This window comes from Sporosarcina sp. A2, assembly GCF_050858885.1.
In the GTDB taxonomy this organism is placed as follows: Bacteria; Bacillota; Bacilli; order Bacillales_A; family Planococcaceae; genus Sporosarcina.
The window spans coordinates 1643490-1663510 of the sequence record NZ_CP193898.1; the positions used below are offsets into that span (position 1 = coordinate 1643490).

General features: G+C 37.9%; 20 protein-coding genes and 1 riboswitch. Of the genes, 6 read left to right on the forward strand and 14 right to left on the reverse strand.

The features are described 5' to 3' along the window. Positions 1–556 precede the first annotated feature (556 nt). Positions 557–943 (forward strand): hypothetical protein, encoded by a 387-nt coding sequence (locus ACRPI0_RS08150; RefSeq protein ID WP_432355843.1) that lies wholly within the window; start codon positions 557–559, stop codon positions 941–943. A 328-nt stretch (positions 944–1271) separates the two neighbouring features. Here the strand turns inward: ACRPI0_RS08150 and ACRPI0_RS08155 are convergent, their stop codons facing one another. The 5 genes from ACRPI0_RS08155 to ACRPI0_RS08175 all read right to left on the reverse strand — a co-directional run bounded on the left by ACRPI0_RS08155 (position 1272) and on the right by ACRPI0_RS08175 (position 4784). After that, positions 1272–1694 carry a hypothetical protein gene (locus ACRPI0_RS08155; protein WP_432355844.1) on the reverse strand — a complete coding sequence of 141 codons (423 nt, stop codon included), beginning with the start codon at positions 1692–1694 and terminating at the stop codon, positions 1272–1274. 294 nt (positions 1695–1988) lie between these two features. Continuing rightward, entirely contained in the window at positions 1989–2432 is a 444-nt protein-coding gene (locus tag ACRPI0_RS08160) for a disulfide oxidoreductase (protein WP_432355845.1), read from the reverse strand. Then, complete coding sequence (locus tag ACRPI0_RS08165; RefSeq protein WP_432351904.1) at positions 2432–3106, reverse strand: DsbA family protein; 675 nt, start codon at positions 3104–3106, stop codon at positions 2432–2434. The genes ACRPI0_RS08160 and ACRPI0_RS08165 overlap by 1 nt, the downstream gene beginning before the upstream one ends. 467 nt (positions 3107–3573) lie before the next feature. After that, positions 3574–4233: a copper resistance D family protein gene (locus ACRPI0_RS08170; protein WP_432351906.1), complete on the reverse strand. Its 660-nt coding sequence runs from the start codon at positions 4231–4233 to the stop codon at positions 3574–3576. Positions 4234–4316: 83 nt separating this feature from the next. Further along, positions 4317–4784, reverse strand: a complete 468-nt coding sequence (locus tag ACRPI0_RS08175) for a copper resistance CopC family protein (RefSeq protein WP_432351908.1) — start codon at positions 4782–4784, stop codon at positions 4317–4319. Positions 4785–4994: 210 nt separating this feature from the next. Here ACRPI0_RS08175 and ACRPI0_RS08180 point away from each other — a divergent pair, with 210 nt between their 5' ends. Further along, positions 4995–5315, forward strand: coding sequence for an ArsR/SmtB family transcription factor (locus tag ACRPI0_RS08180; RefSeq protein WP_432351910.1), 321 nt, complete (start codon positions 4995–4997; stop codon positions 5313–5315). Positions 5316–5328: 13 nt separating this feature from the next. Continuing rightward, positions 5329–7950, forward strand: coding sequence for a heavy metal translocating P-type ATPase (locus tag ACRPI0_RS08185; protein WP_432351912.1), 2622 nt, complete (start codon positions 5329–5331; stop codon positions 7948–7950). Between the two features lie 1640 nt (positions 7951–9590). On the opposite strand, the gene ACRPI0_RS08190 is transcribed toward ACRPI0_RS08185, so the two are convergent. Both ACRPI0_RS08190 and ACRPI0_RS08195 read right to left on the reverse strand, forming a co-directional pair. Beyond that, on the reverse strand, positions 9591–10136 hold the full coding sequence (locus tag ACRPI0_RS08190; protein WP_432351914.1) for an MFS transporter: 546 nt from the start codon (positions 10134–10136) through the stop codon (positions 9591–9593). Positions 10137–10163: 27 nt separating this feature from the next. Continuing rightward, complete coding sequence (locus ACRPI0_RS08195) at positions 10164–10796, reverse strand: MFS transporter (RefSeq protein WP_432351916.1); 633 nt, start codon at positions 10794–10796, stop codon at positions 10164–10166. 381 nt (positions 10797–11177) lie between these two features. Between ACRPI0_RS08195 and ACRPI0_RS08200 the strand changes: the two genes are divergently transcribed. Together ACRPI0_RS08200 and ACRPI0_RS08205 are read left to right on the forward strand one after the other, a co-directional pair. Continuing rightward, on the forward strand, positions 11178–11474 hold the full coding sequence (locus ACRPI0_RS08200) for a hypothetical protein (RefSeq protein WP_432351918.1): 297 nt from the start codon (positions 11178–11180) through the stop codon (positions 11472–11474). Between the two features lie 22 nt (positions 11475–11496). Further along, complete coding sequence (locus ACRPI0_RS08205; RefSeq protein ID WP_432351920.1) at positions 11497–11763, forward strand: hypothetical protein; 267 nt, start codon at positions 11497–11499, stop codon at positions 11761–11763. 433 nt (positions 11764–12196) lie between these two features. Here the strand turns inward: ACRPI0_RS08205 and ACRPI0_RS08210 are convergent, their stop codons facing one another. From ACRPI0_RS08210 to ACRPI0_RS08225, 4 genes are all read right to left on the reverse strand, one after another. Next, entirely contained in the window at positions 12197–12688 is a 492-nt protein-coding gene (locus ACRPI0_RS08210) for an LURP-one-related/scramblase family protein (RefSeq protein WP_432351922.1), read from the reverse strand. 183 nt (positions 12689–12871) lie between these two features. Further along, a complete protein-coding gene (locus ACRPI0_RS08215) occupies positions 12872–13399 on the reverse strand; it encodes a GrpB family protein (RefSeq protein ID WP_432351923.1) in 528 nt (175 codons plus the stop codon). Between the two features lie 310 nt (positions 13400–13709). After that, complete coding sequence (locus ACRPI0_RS08220) at positions 13710–14447, reverse strand: ABC transporter permease (RefSeq protein WP_432351925.1); 738 nt, start codon at positions 14445–14447, stop codon at positions 13710–13712. Positions 14448–14460: 13 nt separating this feature from the next. Continuing rightward, the gene (locus ACRPI0_RS08225) at positions 14461–15180 is read right to left on the reverse strand and encodes an ABC transporter ATP-binding protein (RefSeq protein WP_432351927.1); all 720 of its coding nucleotides are present in this window, start codon (positions 15178–15180) and stop codon (positions 14461–14463) included. Positions 15181–15419: 239 nt separating this feature from the next. Beyond that, a riboswitch (Lysine riboswitch) is annotated at positions 15420–15597 on the forward strand. A gap of 118 nt (positions 15598–15715) precedes the next feature. Between ACRPI0_RS08225 and dapA the strand changes: the two genes are divergently transcribed. Beyond that, complete coding sequence (gene dapA / locus ACRPI0_RS08230; RefSeq protein WP_432351929.1) at positions 15716–16600, forward strand: 4-hydroxy-tetrahydrodipicolinate synthase; 885 nt, start codon at positions 15716–15718, stop codon at positions 16598–16600. An 85-nt stretch (positions 16601–16685) separates the two neighbouring features. On the opposite strand, the gene ACRPI0_RS08235 is transcribed toward dapA, so the two are convergent. From ACRPI0_RS08235 to ACRPI0_RS08245, 3 genes are read right to left on the reverse strand one after another with little or no spacing between them, the layout of a single operon-like run. Then, entirely contained in the window at positions 16686–17783 is a 1098-nt protein-coding gene (locus ACRPI0_RS08235; RefSeq protein WP_432351931.1) for a tartrate dehydrogenase, read from the reverse strand. A gap of 29 nt (positions 17784–17812) precedes the next feature. Further along, positions 17813–18811: an NAD(P)-dependent oxidoreductase gene (locus tag ACRPI0_RS08240; protein WP_432351932.1), complete on the reverse strand. Its 999-nt coding sequence runs from the start codon at positions 18809–18811 to the stop codon at positions 17813–17815. Positions 18812–18832: 21 nt separating this feature from the next. Then, positions 18833–20020: a thiolase family protein gene (locus ACRPI0_RS08245; RefSeq protein ID WP_432351934.1), complete on the reverse strand. Its 1188-nt coding sequence runs from the start codon at positions 20018–20020 to the stop codon at positions 18833–18835. Position 20021 lies beyond the last annotated feature (1 nt).

Consider the following 20021-nt stretch of genomic DNA (forward strand, 5'->3'; position numbering starts at 1 on the left):
TCCTTAAATATGAATTTATAATACATGTAAGCGCTTTAGATTTCTATAGCAATATGACTAAATAGTCAAATTTCCAAAATCCAGACTGTTTTCAATATTTAAAAATCCCTATAGAGAACAAGCATTTCAAATCCTCTGATTATATATTTATGTAAAAATCTTCATTTATTTCAACCCTTAAACTCAACAAGAATTTGCTTTCTAGGAATTTCTTTGGATACCTTTGGTATAGTAGGTGATGGGATTGAAATAAGAAGTCTCTAGTACGCTTCTTTGAATTCATAACCACCAGAAAAATGAAAACTTTCACGCTTTATGATCGTATCAATAGTGGAACTATGCATGTGCAACAATCGGGCCATTTTGTGGAATTATTACTTAAACTAACGGGCAGATTAGTTCAATAAGAGAGAATGTAGACAGTCGAAAATATTTTATCTAGATTCTCTAAAATGAACCCATTTTAATGAAATTACGTAAATCTAATTATTAAGTCGATATAGGGAAGTGGAAAATGTTTTATATTATGCTAATAATAGGAGCTTTGTCAGTTCTAATGGCAGTACTTATATTTGGTTCTATGTATGTTGAAAAGGACTTTACATTACCAAATGTAGTCAAGACCATTGGAGCCCTTCTATTTGGTGTTTTCCTTTTAGTAATTACTCTACCAAGTCTAAAATACATACTACTAAAGGAATATGATGTTGTCAGCGGGGAATGCACCATCGAAATAACTTCCTCAGGGCGTTTTAAAGAATCGACCTTCGAAATGCTTGATTCAGATGAAATATTTACTTTTAACTATATTCCTGCACTTGATGCTTATGGAGAGTCAATCCCGTATTATTGTGAGGTGACAGTTACAAAAGACCATCTGTTTGAAATTGATTATAAAATTTATGATGTCAATTCGCGAGAGCTTATATTAACAGGTGAATAGCTTATGTTTACAGTTGATATTAATAAAAATAATGAAATTTGAATAAAATATATTAAGAGAATATATCGTTGGCTACCTTTGTAAGCTAATAACTGGATTAGAATCAGAAAACGAACAAAACTTCTTATTTCACTAACGGGGGGAATTGCTTTATAAGTGATTGTGTCTATATCGCAATCGGGTGCGTTTGCTTTAAAAGCGATTTCAACTATATCGCAAACGGGCCAGTTAGTGAGAAGATTAATCAACCTTTTAATATGGCGTAATAATTGATAGTATTTTCAATGACGGTAGATGGTGGTAATTTATGACGCCTGTCGATTAAATTCTATTGTTTATATAAATTAAACGATTCAACTTTACCATCCCATTTAACAGTTACTTTAACCATCTCTACCTTAGAAAATAAATTAATATTACCTCCCTTACCTATACTTTTCTGGGTTCCTTTTTCGCCGATAGGGGAATTAGTTCCACTACCTGCTAATAGACTTGTGGATGAAAGTCCTCCAGCAGTTGTTTCATAGCTACATGAAACTTGTCCTATGGAATCAACATCTTGCCCTTTATATTTTAAAACCCCCTCCTGGGTGACTACACCGTTTAACACTTCGGTTGTAAATGCACCAGACCAATTTTCACTTTCACCATGATAAGTTAGCACTTTGGAGGACTTTATTTCCTGGGCTGAAACAGTGAAGCCCAAAATTAACAAAAAAAATAAAGCAAATAATGGATATAGTTTTTTCATGATCACAACCTCCTCTTAAATATTTATATTGTTCAGGAATGATTAACTTATCCCTACCAAATATTTCATTTTGAATAGGTGAAAAATGTAATGTTTCCAATAAATTAATCTTCTGCAAAAGGATGCGATTGTTTAACATCAATAGCCTAATTTCTCTAGCTTTTAAAAGGGAAATTAGGATTTATTATTTATTTCTGGTGCAAAATAGCATTTGAAATAGGCGCAAATCAACTCTGAAAATAACAACCATAGTCGCGACAACAGTAGCTTCTATGGCTTCTTTAGAAATGTTCTTTACTCAATTGATTTCTTTGGTTTTATTGAAAACATACAGAAAGTAATAATCACAAATGCCACTAACGCTAAAAATGGTATTGTTATAAACCCGAACCAGTTAATATATTGAGAACTGCAAGGTACACCACTCACGCACGGCTTGAAACCTCCAAAGCCGGGTATCTTCTGTTCTAAATAATGCATGAGCGATATGCTTCCTCCAATAAGTGCTAAAGGAAGCACGAACTTCTTAACAGAACTGTCATTTTGGAAAGTTCCAATCCCTAATATTAAAGTTAGCGGGTACATGAGAATCCGCTGATACCAACATAGCTCACATGGAATAAACCCTTTAATTTCACTGAAGTACAAACTTCCAAACGTTGCAACTAATGAGACTACCCAAGCCCCATATAATAAAAATCCCTGCGGTTTAGAATCCGTTCTTGTAGTCCCCCCCATCAGTCTTTATCCTTAATCCCTTGTTCTATTGCTGACTTAATGGCTTCATAATCAAAGGGATCCTCCATCATTCTTCCGTTTATCACAATGGACGGAGTCATTGAAACTCCTGCTTCTCTTACTAAATCTTTATCGATTTTAACGCTCTCCATAGTAGCTTCCTGTTCCATGTCTTTTTTCAACAAAGTCTGATTAATCTCAGGAAACCCACTTGCGATTTCCAGAATTTTCTCATGCGTTATCCAAAGTCCATCATGATTTTCAACAGGCTGTGCATCAAATAGTGCCTGATGGAATGCCCAATACGAATCGGGGGTTCGCTCATAAACGGATTCAGCGGCAATCGACGCTAAAGTCGATTCTTCACCGTGGAATAATACGCTCACGAATGAAAATTTAACTTGACCTGTTTCGATATAATCATTAACTAGCTTTGGATAAATCTTTTCGCTCCATGTTTTACATGATGGGCATTTAAAATCACCAAATTCTACTACCGTTACAGGGGCATCTTTCTCTCCAAGTGACGGCTGCCCAGTGACATCGATTTGCTTTGTTTCTGTTGGCAATGATTCTTCTTTATTGCTGAATACAGCGACTGCGGCCAATATAACTACTACCACAAGCGTTAATACAACTATAAATTTCATATTTGAATTCTTATTATGTCTCATCAAATACCTCTTCTCTATTATTTTTCTACTGAATTATTGAATGCTTACAATTAATCCTAAATATAGCGAAAGGGTACAGAACATCCCCATGAAAAACGAAACAACCGCTGGCGCCATTTTTTTGAAGCTATAGAAAATCAGCCACATGAAGATGATCGCCACTATGAAATACAGTATATTAATTGTATTTAACCCGAATTGCACATGCATTGAAGGGTCAATGTTCCCTGAAAAAAAATAATAGAAGACTGCCGAAGGACCACTACCATCAAGAGTCATCTCGATACTGTGAGGTGGTTCTTGTTGGCCCAAGACCGCTGTCGAAACAAAAGTAAAGAAAAGTAATATGCTTTCGAACTTCAACCACGGTATTAGATTAATTTGCTCTTGTCGCTTCAATTTCCGCCTGATCCAAAATCCATTAATAAAAGCAAAAAACAAAATAGGGATGATGGTCAAATGCTTCACTAATAAGCTTGTCCATATGATAACATCCAAGCGTCCCCATACTCGTTTACATCGATGACCAATGTCATAAGAAATAATCCAGTTCCCATGATCGTGAGAAAACAGCCAATTGCCAAAGGTGTAAACCATTTTAAATAAGAAAGCCAATTCTCTTGATTTTTTGAATACCACCCAACGATTAGGAGGTTACCCACCCAAATTGTAACTGCTAAAAAGTGTAACGAGTGGACAACGAATCCACTCCATTCAGTGAGGGATACTGCGTGACTTGCCCATCCCAATGCCGAGAGAAGAATTAAAGTAAAAGCTAGAGATATACCAGCCAGTACTTTGCTTTTTAATACCGGGAACAACGAAACAAACAGGTAAAAGAATAGTGCAAGTATGACTGTGACATTCCAAGCCTTCCCTACTTCAAAACCACTAAGTACATTTTGCATCGTTAACACTAGCCCAATATCTTCATAAAGAAACAAGATAATCCGAACTACAGGCGCAGCTGAAAAGAGAATAATACCTAATACGGAAAGTTGGATCAAGCGTTTAGGGATGCTTATTTCGGGTTTCAGCCGTTCCGGGATAAATTGAAGGATAAAAAATCCCATTAATAGCGAAAAACAGAGATACAAAAGACTTTCAGAAATATAAATCCAAACCATTTACTTTTGCCTTCTTCCTATGATCCAACCAACCCCCCCCCCCGGCTACCGTAAATAAAATAACAAGGATTACAACAAGAACATCATTCGATGCTAATTTTGATGAATCTTCTATTGACTGCTCTACAGGTTCTTCTATTTGATTCTTTTTTTGGCACAACAGACATTTCTTGTTTTTCTTCTGTTACTACTGGCTCTTCAAATTGACTTACCATGAATGAATAGGTTCCTTGTATTGGGTGTCCATCCGTACCGATAATCTTCCATTCCACTGCATATGTGCCTTTATCCAGCGGCGACAGGAACCCTCCTGTCATCATATCTCCACTCACTTGTGTAGTACTGATGATGATTTCCTCTTTACTCTCGTCAAAGACCTTCACTGTACTTGTCGATTCGATTTTCGAATTAAATTCCAGTACAATTTCATAGACATCTTCTGTTATGTCTTCCCCTCCAGCTGGTGAGGAACTCGTTAAACCGGTATGTGCAGAAACAGTGGTTGTAAATGCGAAAAACAAAATTAATGTTGCACAAATAATCCTCTTCATTGCTTCTCTTCCTTTCAATAGCGGTAAAAATAGTGTTGAATCAAAATTTATTGTACAAAAAAAGTCACACACTAAAACGTTCCATTCAAAAAAAAGGAATTGTTCACGACTACCCCAGATAAAGACATAAGATTGACACACATATTAGTTATAGCTAATATGATAATAACAAAACATATTAGTACTGTCTAATATATAAGGGGAGATATTATGATTCAAGTAGATTTAGATCTTAAAGTGAAATTTTTACGTGCATTCGGAGATAAAACAAGGGTTCAAATATTAGAGTGCATCAAATATGAAGAAAAGACAGTATCACAAATTGTTGATAGTTTAGACGGGAATCAGTCAAATATTTCGCAACATTTAGCCTGTCTAAGAGGATGTGGAATCATTGAGGGAAGACCAGAGGGAAAATACGTCTACTATGGATTGAGAAATCAGCAAATAAAAGAGTTGTTAGACACATTTGATAATGTACTTAGTCAAATTCAAGATAATGTTGCTTGTTGTGAAAATCATATAAGTTAAGGAGGTGCGGAAAATGGACAAAAAATGCTGTTCGACCAAAACAGAACCCCAAAAAATTGAGGAACAACCAAATTGTTGCAGTAGCAACCAAGCAACTCAAATTGAAAAAAAGCAGGGCGTTACGACAATTTGTTGTAGCAGTAACACTATAGTTACAGGAGTCGAAGATGAATGTTGTAACAAAGATTCAATGATTATGAAAGAAGATAGTAAAGTAACGACTTGCTGCAACAGTAAAGAACAAGAAAAGGCATCGATTGTTGGAGACGATTGTTGCGCTAATACAAAAGAAATTCTAAATCAGGTTAATGTAAATCTCAATGAAGGAGTGAAAGAGGAATTTCGAGTTTATGGAATGGATTGCCCCGCTTGTGCGGTGACAATTGAAAAAAGTTTAAGCAAACAACAAAGTATCAATGGAGTTCAAGTAAACTATAGTACCGGAAAAATGCAGGTTAGTTCGACTAAAGAACTCGAATTTGAATCCATCCAAAAACAAATGAATAAGCTTGGCTTTGAAGTTGAACCTATTAAATTTAATAACAGGTTGAAGAATTACTTTATTGAAGGAATGGATTGTGGTTCTTGCGCCTTAACAATTGAAAACCACTTGAATAATCTTCCTACTGTCAAACACGTTCAGGTGAATTTTTCAACGGGAAAAATGAAAATTGAGCACGTAAATAGCCCTGAAGAAATTATTAACGAAGTAGCTAAAGCTGGATTTATAGCCTCACTCATCACTAACAATAAGCAGACACCTTCCCCTACACGTACTATTAATCAGAATGGAGCTGTCATTTTTTCAGGTATATTAATTGCTCTAGGATTTATCGGTTCTCACACCGGAATTTCTCCTTATCTAACGATAACAATGTATGCAGTTGCACTAGTCATAAGCGGATATAAGCCTGTGAAGAGTGCTTATTATGCGATTAGAAGTCGTTCGTTAGACATGAACGTTCTCATGTCAGCAGCTGCAATCGGGGCTGCCTTTCTAGGAGAATGGCTTGAAGGGGCCACGGTTGTTTGGCTATTTGCGTTAGGGCTTAACTTACAGAATCGGGCAATCGAAAAAACACGCAAATCGATTCGTGGTCTAATGGAGTTAACCCCACCAGAAGCTTGGGTTCAAGTTGGCAATGAATTAATCAGAAAGCCTGTTGAAGAGATCTCCATTAATGACGTGATTGTCGTGAAGCCCGGGGATAGAATCCCATTAGACGGAGATGTGATAGAAGGCGAATCTAGTGTCAATCAAGCTGCTATAACAGGGGAATCCATCCCTGTCGATAAAGAAAAAGGTAGTTTGTTGTATGCAGGTTCTTTAAATGAGCACGGATCACTGAGCGTTAGAGTTACGAAACTAATAGAGGATACAACTATCTCTAAAATCATTCATTTAGTTGAAGAAGCTCAAGAGCAAAAGGCGCCAACAGAAGCGTTTATTGATAAATTCGCACGTATTTATACACCTGTTGTATTCATACTTGCTCTTTTAGTGATGCTCGTTCCCCCATTATTCGGATTTGGTACGTGGGATGAATGGATATATAAAGGGCTAACGCTGTTAGTGATTGCATGTCCTTGCGCACTCGTTATATCGACCCCAGTTGCCATTGTTTCAGCTCTTGGAAATGCTGCCAAAAATGGCGTTCTTATTAAAGGTGGAACATTCTTAGAGAATGCGGGAACTATTAATGCCATAGCCTTTGACAAAACCGGAACACTCACTGAAGGAAAACCAAAAGTTACTGATGTAGTCGTCTTTAATGATTCAGAAGAAACCCTGTTATCGTTCGCTAGAACATTAGAGGAATACTCCACACATCCCATCGCTAAAACAATTGTGGATTACGCGAAAGGAAAAGGCATTCAAGCAAAGAGTGGCTCAGAGTTTAAGAACCTTACAGGAAAAGGGATCCAAGCAACAATCGGGAATGTGACTTACTTTGCAGGAAACAAAAAATTGTTTGAAAAGGTCAACACTCCTATTGATAACCATCTTGAAGAAATTCTAAGACTGCAAGACGAAGGGAAAACCATTATCATTATAGGGACGGCCGAAAAGATTTTAGGGATAATTTGTGTTTCAGATACAATCCGAAACGCAACAAAAGTAGCGATTGCAAACCTAGAAAAAATAGGCATTGAACAAGTCGTCATGCTGACAGGTGATAACGAAGGCACTGCCAAAGCAATCGCTTTAGAAGCCGGCGTGAATCGCTACTTCTCTGAATTATTACCAGAAGAAAAAGTAGATGCGATAAAAAAATTGCAAGAAGAAGGCTATCGAGTAGCCATGGTTGGTGATGGGATAAACGATGCCCCTGCACTGGCTACTGCAAACATCGGGATAGCGATGGGTGGTGCTGGTACAGATACTGCAATGGAGACCGCAGATATCGTTTTAATGGCTGACAACTTAGAGAAACTGCCACATACAATTAAGCTAAGTCGAAAAGCATTGTCCATTATCAAACAAAATATTTGGTTTTCGTTAATAGTAAAGGTTGTAGCTCTACTACTAATTCTCCCTGGCTGGTTAACGCTATGGGTTGCTGTATTAAGTGACACTGGCGCTGCGCTGATCGTTATTTTAAATGCACTTCGTCTATTAAAAGTCAAAGGTTAGTAACTATATAATCCTTGACGAAATGGATGTTACTTTAATTGGCATTTGAATTCTCTTCGCACATTCTAATTTGTCACTTTAATTGGTAAATTGCATTTCAAAGTACGCCTTTTCTAAACAATAAAAGCACTTATCCAAACTGTGAGCTGGATTTTAAATTTGGTTGTGCAAAATAGTGCTTAAAATAAGCGCAGATCATCTCTTAAAGTGACACCTTTTAAATCGATTTAAAAATTTTATATAAGTTTAGTTTGTAATATACTGTATAACTTTTGATTACAGCCAATGAAATGTACCACTCGTGAAATAGATTATACCAGTGAATGACAGTACCTTTACCACTTCATAACTTCTGGATAATTAAAGACAATAAATATACTTTTCAGAAATGTAAATAGTACACTCTTTATACAAAATCGGCTAATTCGTAATAAAGTCGGTATGCCGTAAACTGGCCAGATTAATGAAAAATGAATCAATTAGAGAATAAGTATAAAATAATTGTTGTTATCGGGAGGTGAATTTACATAAGGTTAAAATCAAAAAATGTTCTGATGATTATTCTTTTTACTTTAGTAATACTTTTCGTTGTAACTTGGCTGATATCGGATTCATTAGTATTTAGTTCCGATATTTCATTTGCACAACGAGTTATTATGACAGCCCCGTTGTATTTAGGTTATTTAATTACCCTAGTAAGTATTGGCACTTCTTATCTGTATGGTATTGGCAAGACGAATAAAAGTAAATACAAAATATGGGGTATTGCTATTATGCTACCCATTTCCTTCCCATTAGCTTATTCCATTGCCACAACCTACACTATAATTATAGAAAATCCCTTTGCACTACTACTAATCCTATATGTATTCCCAATACTATTTGCTTTAGGACTTATTCTGTTATCGGTTGGCACTTTCAAGAAAAATGAAGAGAGGCAGCATGAGTTATATAATTAACGGTTGCAATTCATGAAGAAGAATTTTACCTTTTTTGAGCATTAGACTATTTAATACCAGAAGAAAAATTTCATAAAAGTAACTGGTGTAAACTTAAAGATGAGAGGGTGAATTAATGGTTGATGAAATAATTGGTTATGTAGTAGTTGTATTGTTAATTACGGGCTTCACATATGGTTTTGTTAGACAAATCCAACATACTTTGACTATCTGAAAAGCTAATAAAATAGCGGTATCAAATTACAGAAAGACGTTATTCGGCAATTATATAACGTGTTTGTCATTTGGGGGTTTTCTAATTTCTTATATGTTAAACGTTTTATTTGCGATGCGAATTATCCAGTCAAATATACTAACAAGTAATAACACTGGTTTTAGTTGCTTTGTATTCTTAGTGGTTCTTCTAATCGCTAAATTCGTAGTTATTCCTAAAAGTCGTAAGCAAATGACTTTTTAAATCAATAGCAGGTTGTTTTAAATGTTGTATTCCTTTTTGCTATATTCGATGGAGAAATCTAGGGAAGTAAAAAGAAGCAATATCACAATCGGGCCATTTATATGTAGTGGAATTTAAAAAACGATTGGACAAGTGTCCAATCATTTTTTAGTTAATTTATAATAATTATCTGGGTTAAATCTTGAAAAACATGAAAAGCCATCTAAGGTAAGGCTTTAAGCATATTATTCAGTTGTAACGATGAAATCACGACGACGAATTAATGCAAAAAGTGCACCGAGACCTAACAAAGTTGCTGCAAGGATAAATGTGACCCTGGCATCCCAAAGTTCCGCAACCGCTCCGAAACTTAATGAGGAAATACCGAATAACAGTGATATTAAAGCACTTTGAACAGCGTAAATTTTAGGCAGCTCGTCAGTAGTTGCAGATTTTTGAAGCATTGTCTCACTTACAATGCCTTTTAATTGTTGGACAATTCCGTTCAGAATAACAATTAGAATTGAAATCCATGGAATGGTTGTTACTCCGAAAAAAAGAGTGACCCCACTAATTCCAAATGATAACAGAATAAGCAAGCGTTTTAGGTTGTTTTCAATCTCAATTACAAATCGAGAGCAGATGACTCCACCAATTAGCATACCTAAGAAGAAGGCTGTATTAATGTAACCCCACCAAGCTTCTGTCTGACCTAGAACTTCTGCCACGAAGATATAAAGGATAGAAGCAATCCATACAACATTGGCAATTGCTTCAAAAATAATAATCACGTGTAGACTCCTGAAAAGCGGGTTTCTTCATACAATTTGCCAGCCTTCGGTTAGCTCACTACCCCGTTTACCTTTAAACTCTTTTTTCTGGAACGGAGTGGGATCATAGATACCGAACATCATCATCGTTGCAATTATATATAAGCCAACTGTACCGAAAACAACAAATTGTCCACTCGTTAATGCGACAGCTAATCCTCCCAGTGCCCAGCCTCCTAAATTCACTGTTTCAGAGGCGATGGAGAAGAAACTGTTCGCTTTCACAAGTTGTTCTTTTGGTACCAATCGAGGTAGCATAGCGTGGCTTGCGGGCGATGCCCAGCCATCCAAAAACGCAATACAACCAACAAACGTTAGAATGATGAATAGATTCTCCGTTGTTTCAGAAATTAATAAAAGCGATAGAACAACCAATAGAACGGTCTTACTTACTTGTGAATAAACGAGCAATATCTTTAAAGGAAAACGATTTATCAACCACGGAGAAATAATCCCACTTATAAAGCGACCGAACATATTGATGAAAGGCACCAATGCTAATGCAAAAGGCGACTCCGTGAGTGTGTATAATAAAGAAATGATCCCGACTATATAAAAAACATCACCTAGATTAGCCATTGATTGGCCCATCCATAGAAAACGAAACGATTGATTTTTCATTCTTACTACCCCTTTACTATCAAATTAAAATCTGATTTCTTCGGGTAGTTTTACATTCGTATTATTCCTCCTTTAAATTAAGAAAAACTTCATACATAGAACACAAAAAATTTCTACAAAGAATTGCTATCTAAAAGAAGAGTAGTAAGAATGAAAGATATTTCATATAAGTCAAATTATATCAACATTTAGAATATAACGCCATACTATTAGAAACTAGTGTATGCTGAAACCAAATGCTACATTATATTTCAAGCAATTAAAGGCGATAAAGGAAAATAAACGTTCCTCAATCGGGGGCAGTTGCTGAACAAGGACTGTGCTTCAATCGGGCCAGATCAATTAAAAATCATTGTGAAATTAGACAAGGAGGTGACCATTATGAAAAAGTTTCTAGTGTTTATAAGTAGTTTCGTAATTATATTTATGGCTTTTCAAATAGTGTCAGGGTTGATACTAACTTCTTCTTTTACTCCTAATCCTTCTTCGGTTGCGAATGATCTAAGTCGAGAAGTGTCATTTGGGAATGCTTCAAATCCATTACTATTAACATTGCTAACTGCTACATTGGTTTATTTTATCTCTCAAAAGAAATTCAGAATATCAAAAGCTCCAACAAACAAACGGGTGCGTTTGCTTTATAAGCGATACCGTCTATATCACAATCGGGCCATTTAGTTTACTAAGTGGGATGTGAGAAGTGAATAGAAAGTATAGTGAGTACTCCATCATTCTAATTGTTTTTGGGATTTTCATTACTTATATGGCTTTTCCACCGATTAATATTGATTTCTTGGGTTGGTGGGGAATATTCATTGGCTTTGGTTCCTATTCAATAGGCATAGTACTTGGTATCATTGCTTTCTTTAAGAAAGAAAAAGGATTTATAAAGTATATCTCGTTACTTTCCATTTCATTAGGTGTTATCTTTATTGTATTTCTCCATGCAATCGTCGGTAGAATATAACGATATTAATTTGATACCATAATTCTTATTGGGGTCATCTAAAAAAAGGATTTGCACCCCTTTTCATATGTTTTTTAACGTTTTACACCTCTAAAGAGATCCCTTTAGTATTTCTACCCTCGCTCTCTTTCAACATATAAAACTTAGTTCTTCTAATCTTTACTATCCTATCATTGTTTAAAGACTAAACTTTTCCAAGTGAAATAAGAGAAGAACGTTCCCCCTCTTTCAATAAATTCATTTAGTTTCATACCACGTCAATGCATCTTTCTCTAAAGTGGTGACTCCTGTATCAGCGAAGATTGAAGTCCCCCGCAGAAGCGAAGCGACCAGGCTAAAATCAAGCACTACGGATAGCGACTGACTGTAACGAAAATCAACTTTTTCAGTGTGATTATTTGAATAACTTCTTACTGAGAACTTACTTAATCGTTTACATCACTGACGTTGCAGCGGATTGGTCTGATTGGACACAGTCAATCGCGACAACAAGCGCCACCATTAACGTCTCCATCTCTTCTTTCACAACTTGAATTCGGTAGCTGTCGCCCCATTCAAACCATTTCTTCGCTACCCTACCCACCACTTCTCCATGCTGCAAAACCTCGAAGTCCATATCCCACCAATTTCCACTGACTTCCATACCTGCAGCATGAATCGTGTAGCGGGCTTTCAGAAACGTGAATTGCTTCTGGATGGTCACCTGCTCCTGGCCAGCAACGTCAACGTAAAATGTCGGTAAGAAACTGAAGAGTTTCTTCGTAATAATGGCAACCTCGTGTCCAACCGAATCCTCAATGGTATACGTCTTCGGTACTTGCATGAAACTACCTGCAACGCGGTACACATCTTTTTGATCTATATCTTTTACAGTGAACTTGCCACTCATACTGAACATTTTTTGCTTCACGTATAATTCCTCCATCGAAACCCCTCCTTAAATTCCCCACCTGGATAGTCAACACTTCTAGCAAGCCACTTGATTTCTTTTATACTCACTTATACGAATACTCGTATCGAAAGTTTCATTCCAGTGGAGAAATCTAAAGAGTTTCGCACTCAAGTTATGGAACTCACCAGGCATCCTCGTATAGATCTACTTCTCGATTCACTTAAAACGCTCCGCATCCTCATACCAAGACAACGAGCGACTTTCGAGGTCTTTTACAAACAAACTTTTCCCGTCCACGTAAGATGCCAAGTCGTCCTGGAATTTTTCAGCCAATCTACTTTTCAAATCACCATATCGAGCAGCATCTGATGGATGACTTCTCAAAAAATCTCTAACCGCCAGGTGTCGATCAATATTCCATCGGTCATCTTCTTGATACACTTGCACTTGATGAGTACGCGCATCTCCACCTTTACGGAAATACCGGCGTCCCGGCGTTCCAAACTCGCCTAACGCCTCATATCCAAGTATTTGCATCTGTTCATTAAGCAAATCAACTTTTTGGATATCTTGAACTACGGGCAGCATATCAAGAATCGGTTTCGCTCGTAATCCAGGTACCGATGTACTTCCGATATGATGAATTCTGACGACCTCTTCACCGAATATACGCTCGAGTCTTTCCGCTTCATCCTGAAACAACTGAGCCCAATTTGTGTTATGGTCGGCTACTTCTACTCTCATATGGTTCCTCTTTTACATTTTATGATTTTTTCTGTAACGTCTAATTGCAAATTATTCTGACTACCACTTGTAATTATATACTCCCCCTGAATTTCGAACAATCGTAAATTAGCTATGAGTTCATGGTGTGCGCAGTGACGGCAAATTACACCCCATTCAACTATCCAGTCATCTTCTCAACTTCATTTTTAAAATATAGATAAGAACTAATCTTCATATCTCTACAAATAACAGAACAAAAATGCTAATCGTACTTCGTATATAGAAGGTTTTCATTCATTGTTACTCAAATTCGCATCAAACATCGACATCACTTTTCCTGTCGTAGCCGGAGTACAACCAAGCTGATAAGGAATATCAAGGCAATGAAACCACTGGAAATCATTGTTTCACTCGTCCACGCCAACTGTCCATTCCATATTGAAACAAACAGCTGGTTCATATGAGACATCATATTGAAATTGGCAATGGTGTGAACAAATTTAGGCATCAACTCTATCGGAATCGCAAAGCCACCTGTAATCATGACAACTTGAAAAATCACAATAGAAAAGATGAGTGCACTATTCTGCGTTTTGAAGAAGGAGTAAATTGCGGATGCAATGACGAGAAGTACTGCATTCATGAAAATAAAAAAAGTATAAGCAGCAATGAAATTCACTAGATGAAAGTTTAGCTTATATACCGCGGCACCAATTAAACAAATGAGGAAAAATCCTAGACTTGTTAAAATAACGGATTTCACTATAGCTGATAGCAATAATATGCTCTTTGGGACAGGTGTTATTGTAATTCTTTTTTCAATACCTGTTGTCCGATTTTCCACTTGATCAAATCCAAATGCAAAGAAAATGATCCCAAAAGCTATAAGTAAAATGAATGATGGTGTATATGTTTCTGCATAACTTAAGCCCCCATTATATGACCATTCACCATATAATTGCCCCATAAACACATAGGATGCAGGCGGCAGGATAACTATAAATATCACGAAAAAAATCTCTCTAAAAAACATTAAAAGGTCATATTTCAATTGTGTGGCTAACATATCCAGCCCCCTCTTATATTTTCACATGATGTAAATAAAAATCGTTAATCGAACCAAACCCAGTTTCCATAACTTTTTCAGTCGAGCTTTGAACCTTTGTCATACCCTCATCGAGAAGCATTACCTGGTTACAATATAATTCGACTTCATCCATGTTATGGGTGGATAGAATTACCGTTCCACCAGTTCGTTCATTGTAGTCTGTAATATAATTCCAAAATAGTTGACGCATATGCGGATCTAACCCTGTCGTCGGTTCATCAAGAATTAACATCTTGGGCTGCGCTAAAAATGCAATGGCTAAACTTACAATTTGCTTCCAGCCACCTGATAATTTATTGAAATACACCTTACGATACGGTGTTAAATGAAACCTCTTTATCACATCTTCAACATCCATTTTAGAGTTATAATACGCATGAAATAGGTTTAGAAGTTCAATCACCTTCATCGTTTTATAAAACTGGGTTGGTTGCAGCACAACAGAAATTTGTCCTCTCAATTGTGTCCGTTGACTAAGTGAAAGACCGTTCAAGTCCATCCCGAACATTGTAATTTCTCCCGAATCTGGTTTTTGAATTGTCATCAACATTTCTAGAAATGTTGACTTCCCAGCACCGTTTTTACCAATTACCGCTAAAATGTCACCTTTGTTTGCTTGGAACTCTACACCCTTTAAGACATGTCGTGCACCAAAAGACTTTTGTATATTAGTAGCTTCCACAATCGACATCGGTGTTCCTCCATTCGTAAGGTTGGTATATCAAACTATAAATTGACCATATGCTCGATTTAAGTAAATTTGCAATCCTCAGTCCTGTCGATGAATTTCAATTTGTAACGAATTATTCAAGTATTCTATGGGTCATTCATAACTACCAAACAAGTAGTAATCATTAGATATAGTTGCATTTTTATTCGATACAGTGTAAGCTACATGTAATTAAACATTCACTTATTTCGAAACTTTGAAGTAAGGATAGAGGCGCAAAGACCATCAGTACACAATCAGAGGATGATGAGATCCGATGATGATTGTTGAAAGGGGAATTTGCCGAAGTGAAGAGATTCTCATTATCTCTAAGCTGGTTCTGGACTGAACAAGTACAGAATTGTCATATAGGAAACTATATGGAGGGCTATCTGATGCAAGAAATAATTTATTATTTCTAAGCAACAGCGTTCCTTCGCTGTTGCTTTTTGCGTTTCAGGAGACACTGCCTTCCACCTCTATGTTTTGAACAAAAACAAAAGGAGATGGAGAACAGATGAATTTTGGACAACTGATTACCGCTATGGTCACGCCATTTGATGAGCAAGGGGAAATTGACTTCAACGCCACACGAGACGTGATTAATCATTTACTAGAAAACGGATCTGATGGTCTAGTTGTTGCAGGCACAACAGGGGAATCACCTACTTTAACGCATGAAGAAAAAGTAAATTTGTTTGAATTCACTGTACAGATAGTTGACGGCAGAGTGCCCGTCATTGCAGGAACAGGATCGAATAATACGAGAGAATCCATCCAGTTGACTCAGCAAGCTGAAGCAGCTGGTGTAGATGGAATCATGCTCGTCGTCCCTTACTACAACAAGCCGAGCCAAGAAGGAATGTATCAGCATTTCAAGACAATTGCTAGAGCTACTTCACTGCCAATTATGCTGTACAACATTCCAGGACGCAGTTCAGTTAATATGAACCCCGAAACAATTATTCGACTCGCTGACATTCCGAATATCCTAGCGGTCAAAGAAGCGAGCGGCAATTTAGACGCTATGTCAGATATCATTGAGAATACACCATCGAACTTTGCGCTTTACAGCGGAGATGACGGGCTCACACTCCCAGTTCTTTCTATTGGCGGTGCTGGAGTTGTTTCTGTCTCTGCACATATTATCGGACCTGAGATAAAAACAATGATTGGCCATTTTAATAGCGGTCGCATTCGTGAAGCGGCAACCATGCACCGTCGCATGCTACCCATTATGAAAGAACTGTTCGCAGCCCCAAATCCTTCATCTGTCAAAGCAGCGTTGAACTTGGAAGGAGTTGCAGTAGGTGGCGTACGATTACCGATGTTACCGCTGACCGATGAACAATTGAATTCTTTGAATCGTGTACTTCATCAATCGGAAACGATGTCTCTCTAAGCTCATGTATACTATATAAAAGCAGCCCATCCCGATTGAATCGTCGGAATGGGCTGCTTTTACGATTAACAAGGATTTGGTAAAACTAGTATTCTTGAGAAACCCCTACTTCACTCACCCTTGCTAAAAGTAATTCAACAAACCGATTCCCCAGTTGTGAAGTGGAAGATTCCCCTCCTAAATCTGAAGTAAGAGATTCTTGTTCAGTTAGGATTTCTTTAATCGTAGTTAAAATCACTTCGCCCCATCTTTCTTCTCCAAAGAAGTCCATCATTTGACTGACCGACCATATGGCAGCAAGCGGATTGGCAATACCTTTTCCTGATATATCCGGTGCAGAACCGTGTACGGGTTCAAACATGGAAGGATAGCTACGTTCAGGGTTGATATTTGCACCAGTTGCTAAACCCATTCCACCCGTGATAGCGGCGCCAATATCAGTTAAGATATCTCCAAAAAGATTGGATGTGACGACCACTTCAAAGCGTTCAGGCTCCGTCACAAAGTAAAGACTCGCTGCGTCCACAAGATAAGAATACGTTTGAACCTCAGGATATTCTTTGCCTACTTCATCGAAGACTTCATCCCAGAACACCATAGAATAGTTCAATGCGTTCGCTTTACTTATACTCGTCAACGTCCGATTGGATCGTCTCGCTTCTTCAAATGCGTACCTAATGATCCGTTCCGTCCCTTTACGAGAAAAGACGCCTGTTTGCAAAACGACTTCTTCAGGCTTCCCTTTAAATAGCCAATCTCCCGCACCTGCATACTCGCCTTCGCTGTTTTCACGGATAACCAAAAAGTCAATTTCCTTCGCTGTTTTGTCTTTTAACGGCGTGAGTACTGGATTCAATAGTGTTATCGGACGGAGATTCACATACTGATCAAACTCTTTTCGAATCCTAAGTAACAGGTCCCACAAAGAAATATGATCAGGCACTCCAGGGTATCCGACTGCCCCTAGATAGATAGCGTCAAATTCCTTAAGTTGTTCAATCCCATCATCCGCCATCATCTTGCCATGTTCTAAGTAATACTCACATCCCCATGGTAACTCTGTGAATGAAAAAGAAAGGGTTGGATCTAATTTCTCAATTGCTTGTAACACTTTGACACCTTCCGAAACTACTTCAGGACCTATTCCGTCCCCAGGAATGAGTGCAACCTTAAATGTCTTCATAATTTCCTCCTGTACTTTTGGTCAGTCAATCACTCTCTTTTTAACTGAACAAGTTTTTCAGCATTAACAATTACAGCTAACTCTTCTCCGTTAATTGCCTTTACTAAGTTCTCCGCAATCACAACTGATGTCTTTTTTGCAGCTTCGATACTAATTCCGCCAATATGTGGCGTCATTGTAATTTCACTTATTCCGAAAAATGGATGGTTTCTCCCTGGAGGTTCAACTGCAAATACATCAACTGCAGCCCGAGACAATTTCTTATTCTTAAGTGCTGCAACTAAATCTGATTCATTAATGACACCGCCACGTGATGTATTAATCAAAACTGCAGACGGCTTCATTAAGTGAAAGAACTTGGCGTCAATAAAACCTTTCGTTTGCTCTGTCAGCGGGATATGGAGACTCACAGCATCACTTATAGCGAACGCTTCCTCCATAGAAGTTGTCACTTCTACTCCTAAAGAATCCGCAAGCTCTTGTCTATCAGCTGAAATCGTTCGAACGTAGGCACATACATTCATTCCAAAACCGTTTTTCACTATTTTTGCTACTTTTTGAGCAATCGATCCGAAACCGATCAGGCCAAGAGTTTTACCTTCTAGTTCCGTTGTGTATCTTCCATCTCTGAACGAGAAATTCCCTTTTTGCATTTCATTATTAAACACAGTTATATCTTTCATGACAGAAAGCAGTAAAGCAACAGCATGCTCTGCAGTAGCTGTGCTATTCATTTTGGGGGCATGTAACACTTTAATTCCTTTAGATGTTGCATACTCTACATCTATATTATCGAGTCCGATTCCTGCACCTGAAATCGCAGAGACGCTTTGACAGGAATCTAATATTTCAGAAGTGATTTTAGCAGGTGCTCTCAAAATTATTCCATCTACTTGCTTATTTTTTAAATAATCGATAATCTCTTGTTCATCAAACTCATTGAATTGCTTTACGTCTGCAAGGTCTCTTAGCTTTTCCTCGCCATCGGGATGGTACATCGGCAGAATTTGAATGATATGCAAAGACAATGGACAACACCTTTCGTATAGTCATTGTAAGTTTTCAACAATCGTTGTAATCCCTTGGCCACCGCCTATACAAAGCGTGACCAATCCGTACTTCGAACCTCTACGAGCCATTTCGTAGAGTAATTTAGTCATAAGCACTGCACCCGTAGCGCCAATCGGATGACCTAGTGCGATAGCTCCACCGTTTACATTCACTTTGTCGATGTCCATACCCGTCTCTTTAATAACAGACAATGCTTGCGCAGCAAATGCCTCGTTTAGTTCTATCAAGTCAATTTCTTCGATAGTTAGACCACATTGCTCCAACGCTTTCTGCGTAGAAGTAACGGGGCCGATCCCCATCACTTCTGGAGATACGCCACTCACTGCTTGCGCAATAATTTTTGCTTTAGGCTTTACTCCATATTCGTTCAGTTTGTCCTCAGACATCATGAGCACGACGGACGCTCCGTCATTTCTTCCACTCGTATTACCTGCAGTGACAGTTCCATTATCTTTGAAAACTGCGCGAAGTTTTGCAAGTTGTTCTTTTGTGGATTTTCTTGGGTGTTCGTCCACTTCAAACTCAACACTACTTTTTCTTGATTTCACTTCAAAAGAAACGATTTCATCCTTAAACCGGCCGTCCTGAATTGCTTGTTCAGCGAGAAGTTGACTCCTCATTGCGAATTCATCTTGTTCTTCGCGTGAAATACGATACTGTTCAGCTAAATTTTCAGCTGTGTATCCCATTGTCAATTGCCCGTAGGTTTCTATGGGTTGTGAACACGGTTGACTCTCTGTATTTGGATCCAAAATCATCCCGTTTCCGGCGCCGAACCCGTAGCGTGCATTTCGAATGTAATAAGGTGCTGTGCTCATACTTTCAGCACCACCCGCAATCACAACGTCTGATAAACCTAGCCGGATTTGTTGGTCTGCATTATTAATAGCCTGTAAGCCGGATCCACATTGACGATGGACTGTGTAGCCCGGGACTGTCACGGGTAAATCTGCTCTAAGGGCAGCAAGACGTGCTAAGTTCGAAGTATCCGCGCTCTGTTTTGCCTGACCTAAAATCACTTCATCGACTTTTATAGTTGTATTCGTTCTTTCCATTACTTCCCGAATCACTTTTTCTGCTAACTGATCGACGGTGACGTCTTTAAGAGAACCACCCATTCTACCAACTGCAGTTCTTACCGCTTCAACAATATAAGCACTCCGCAAC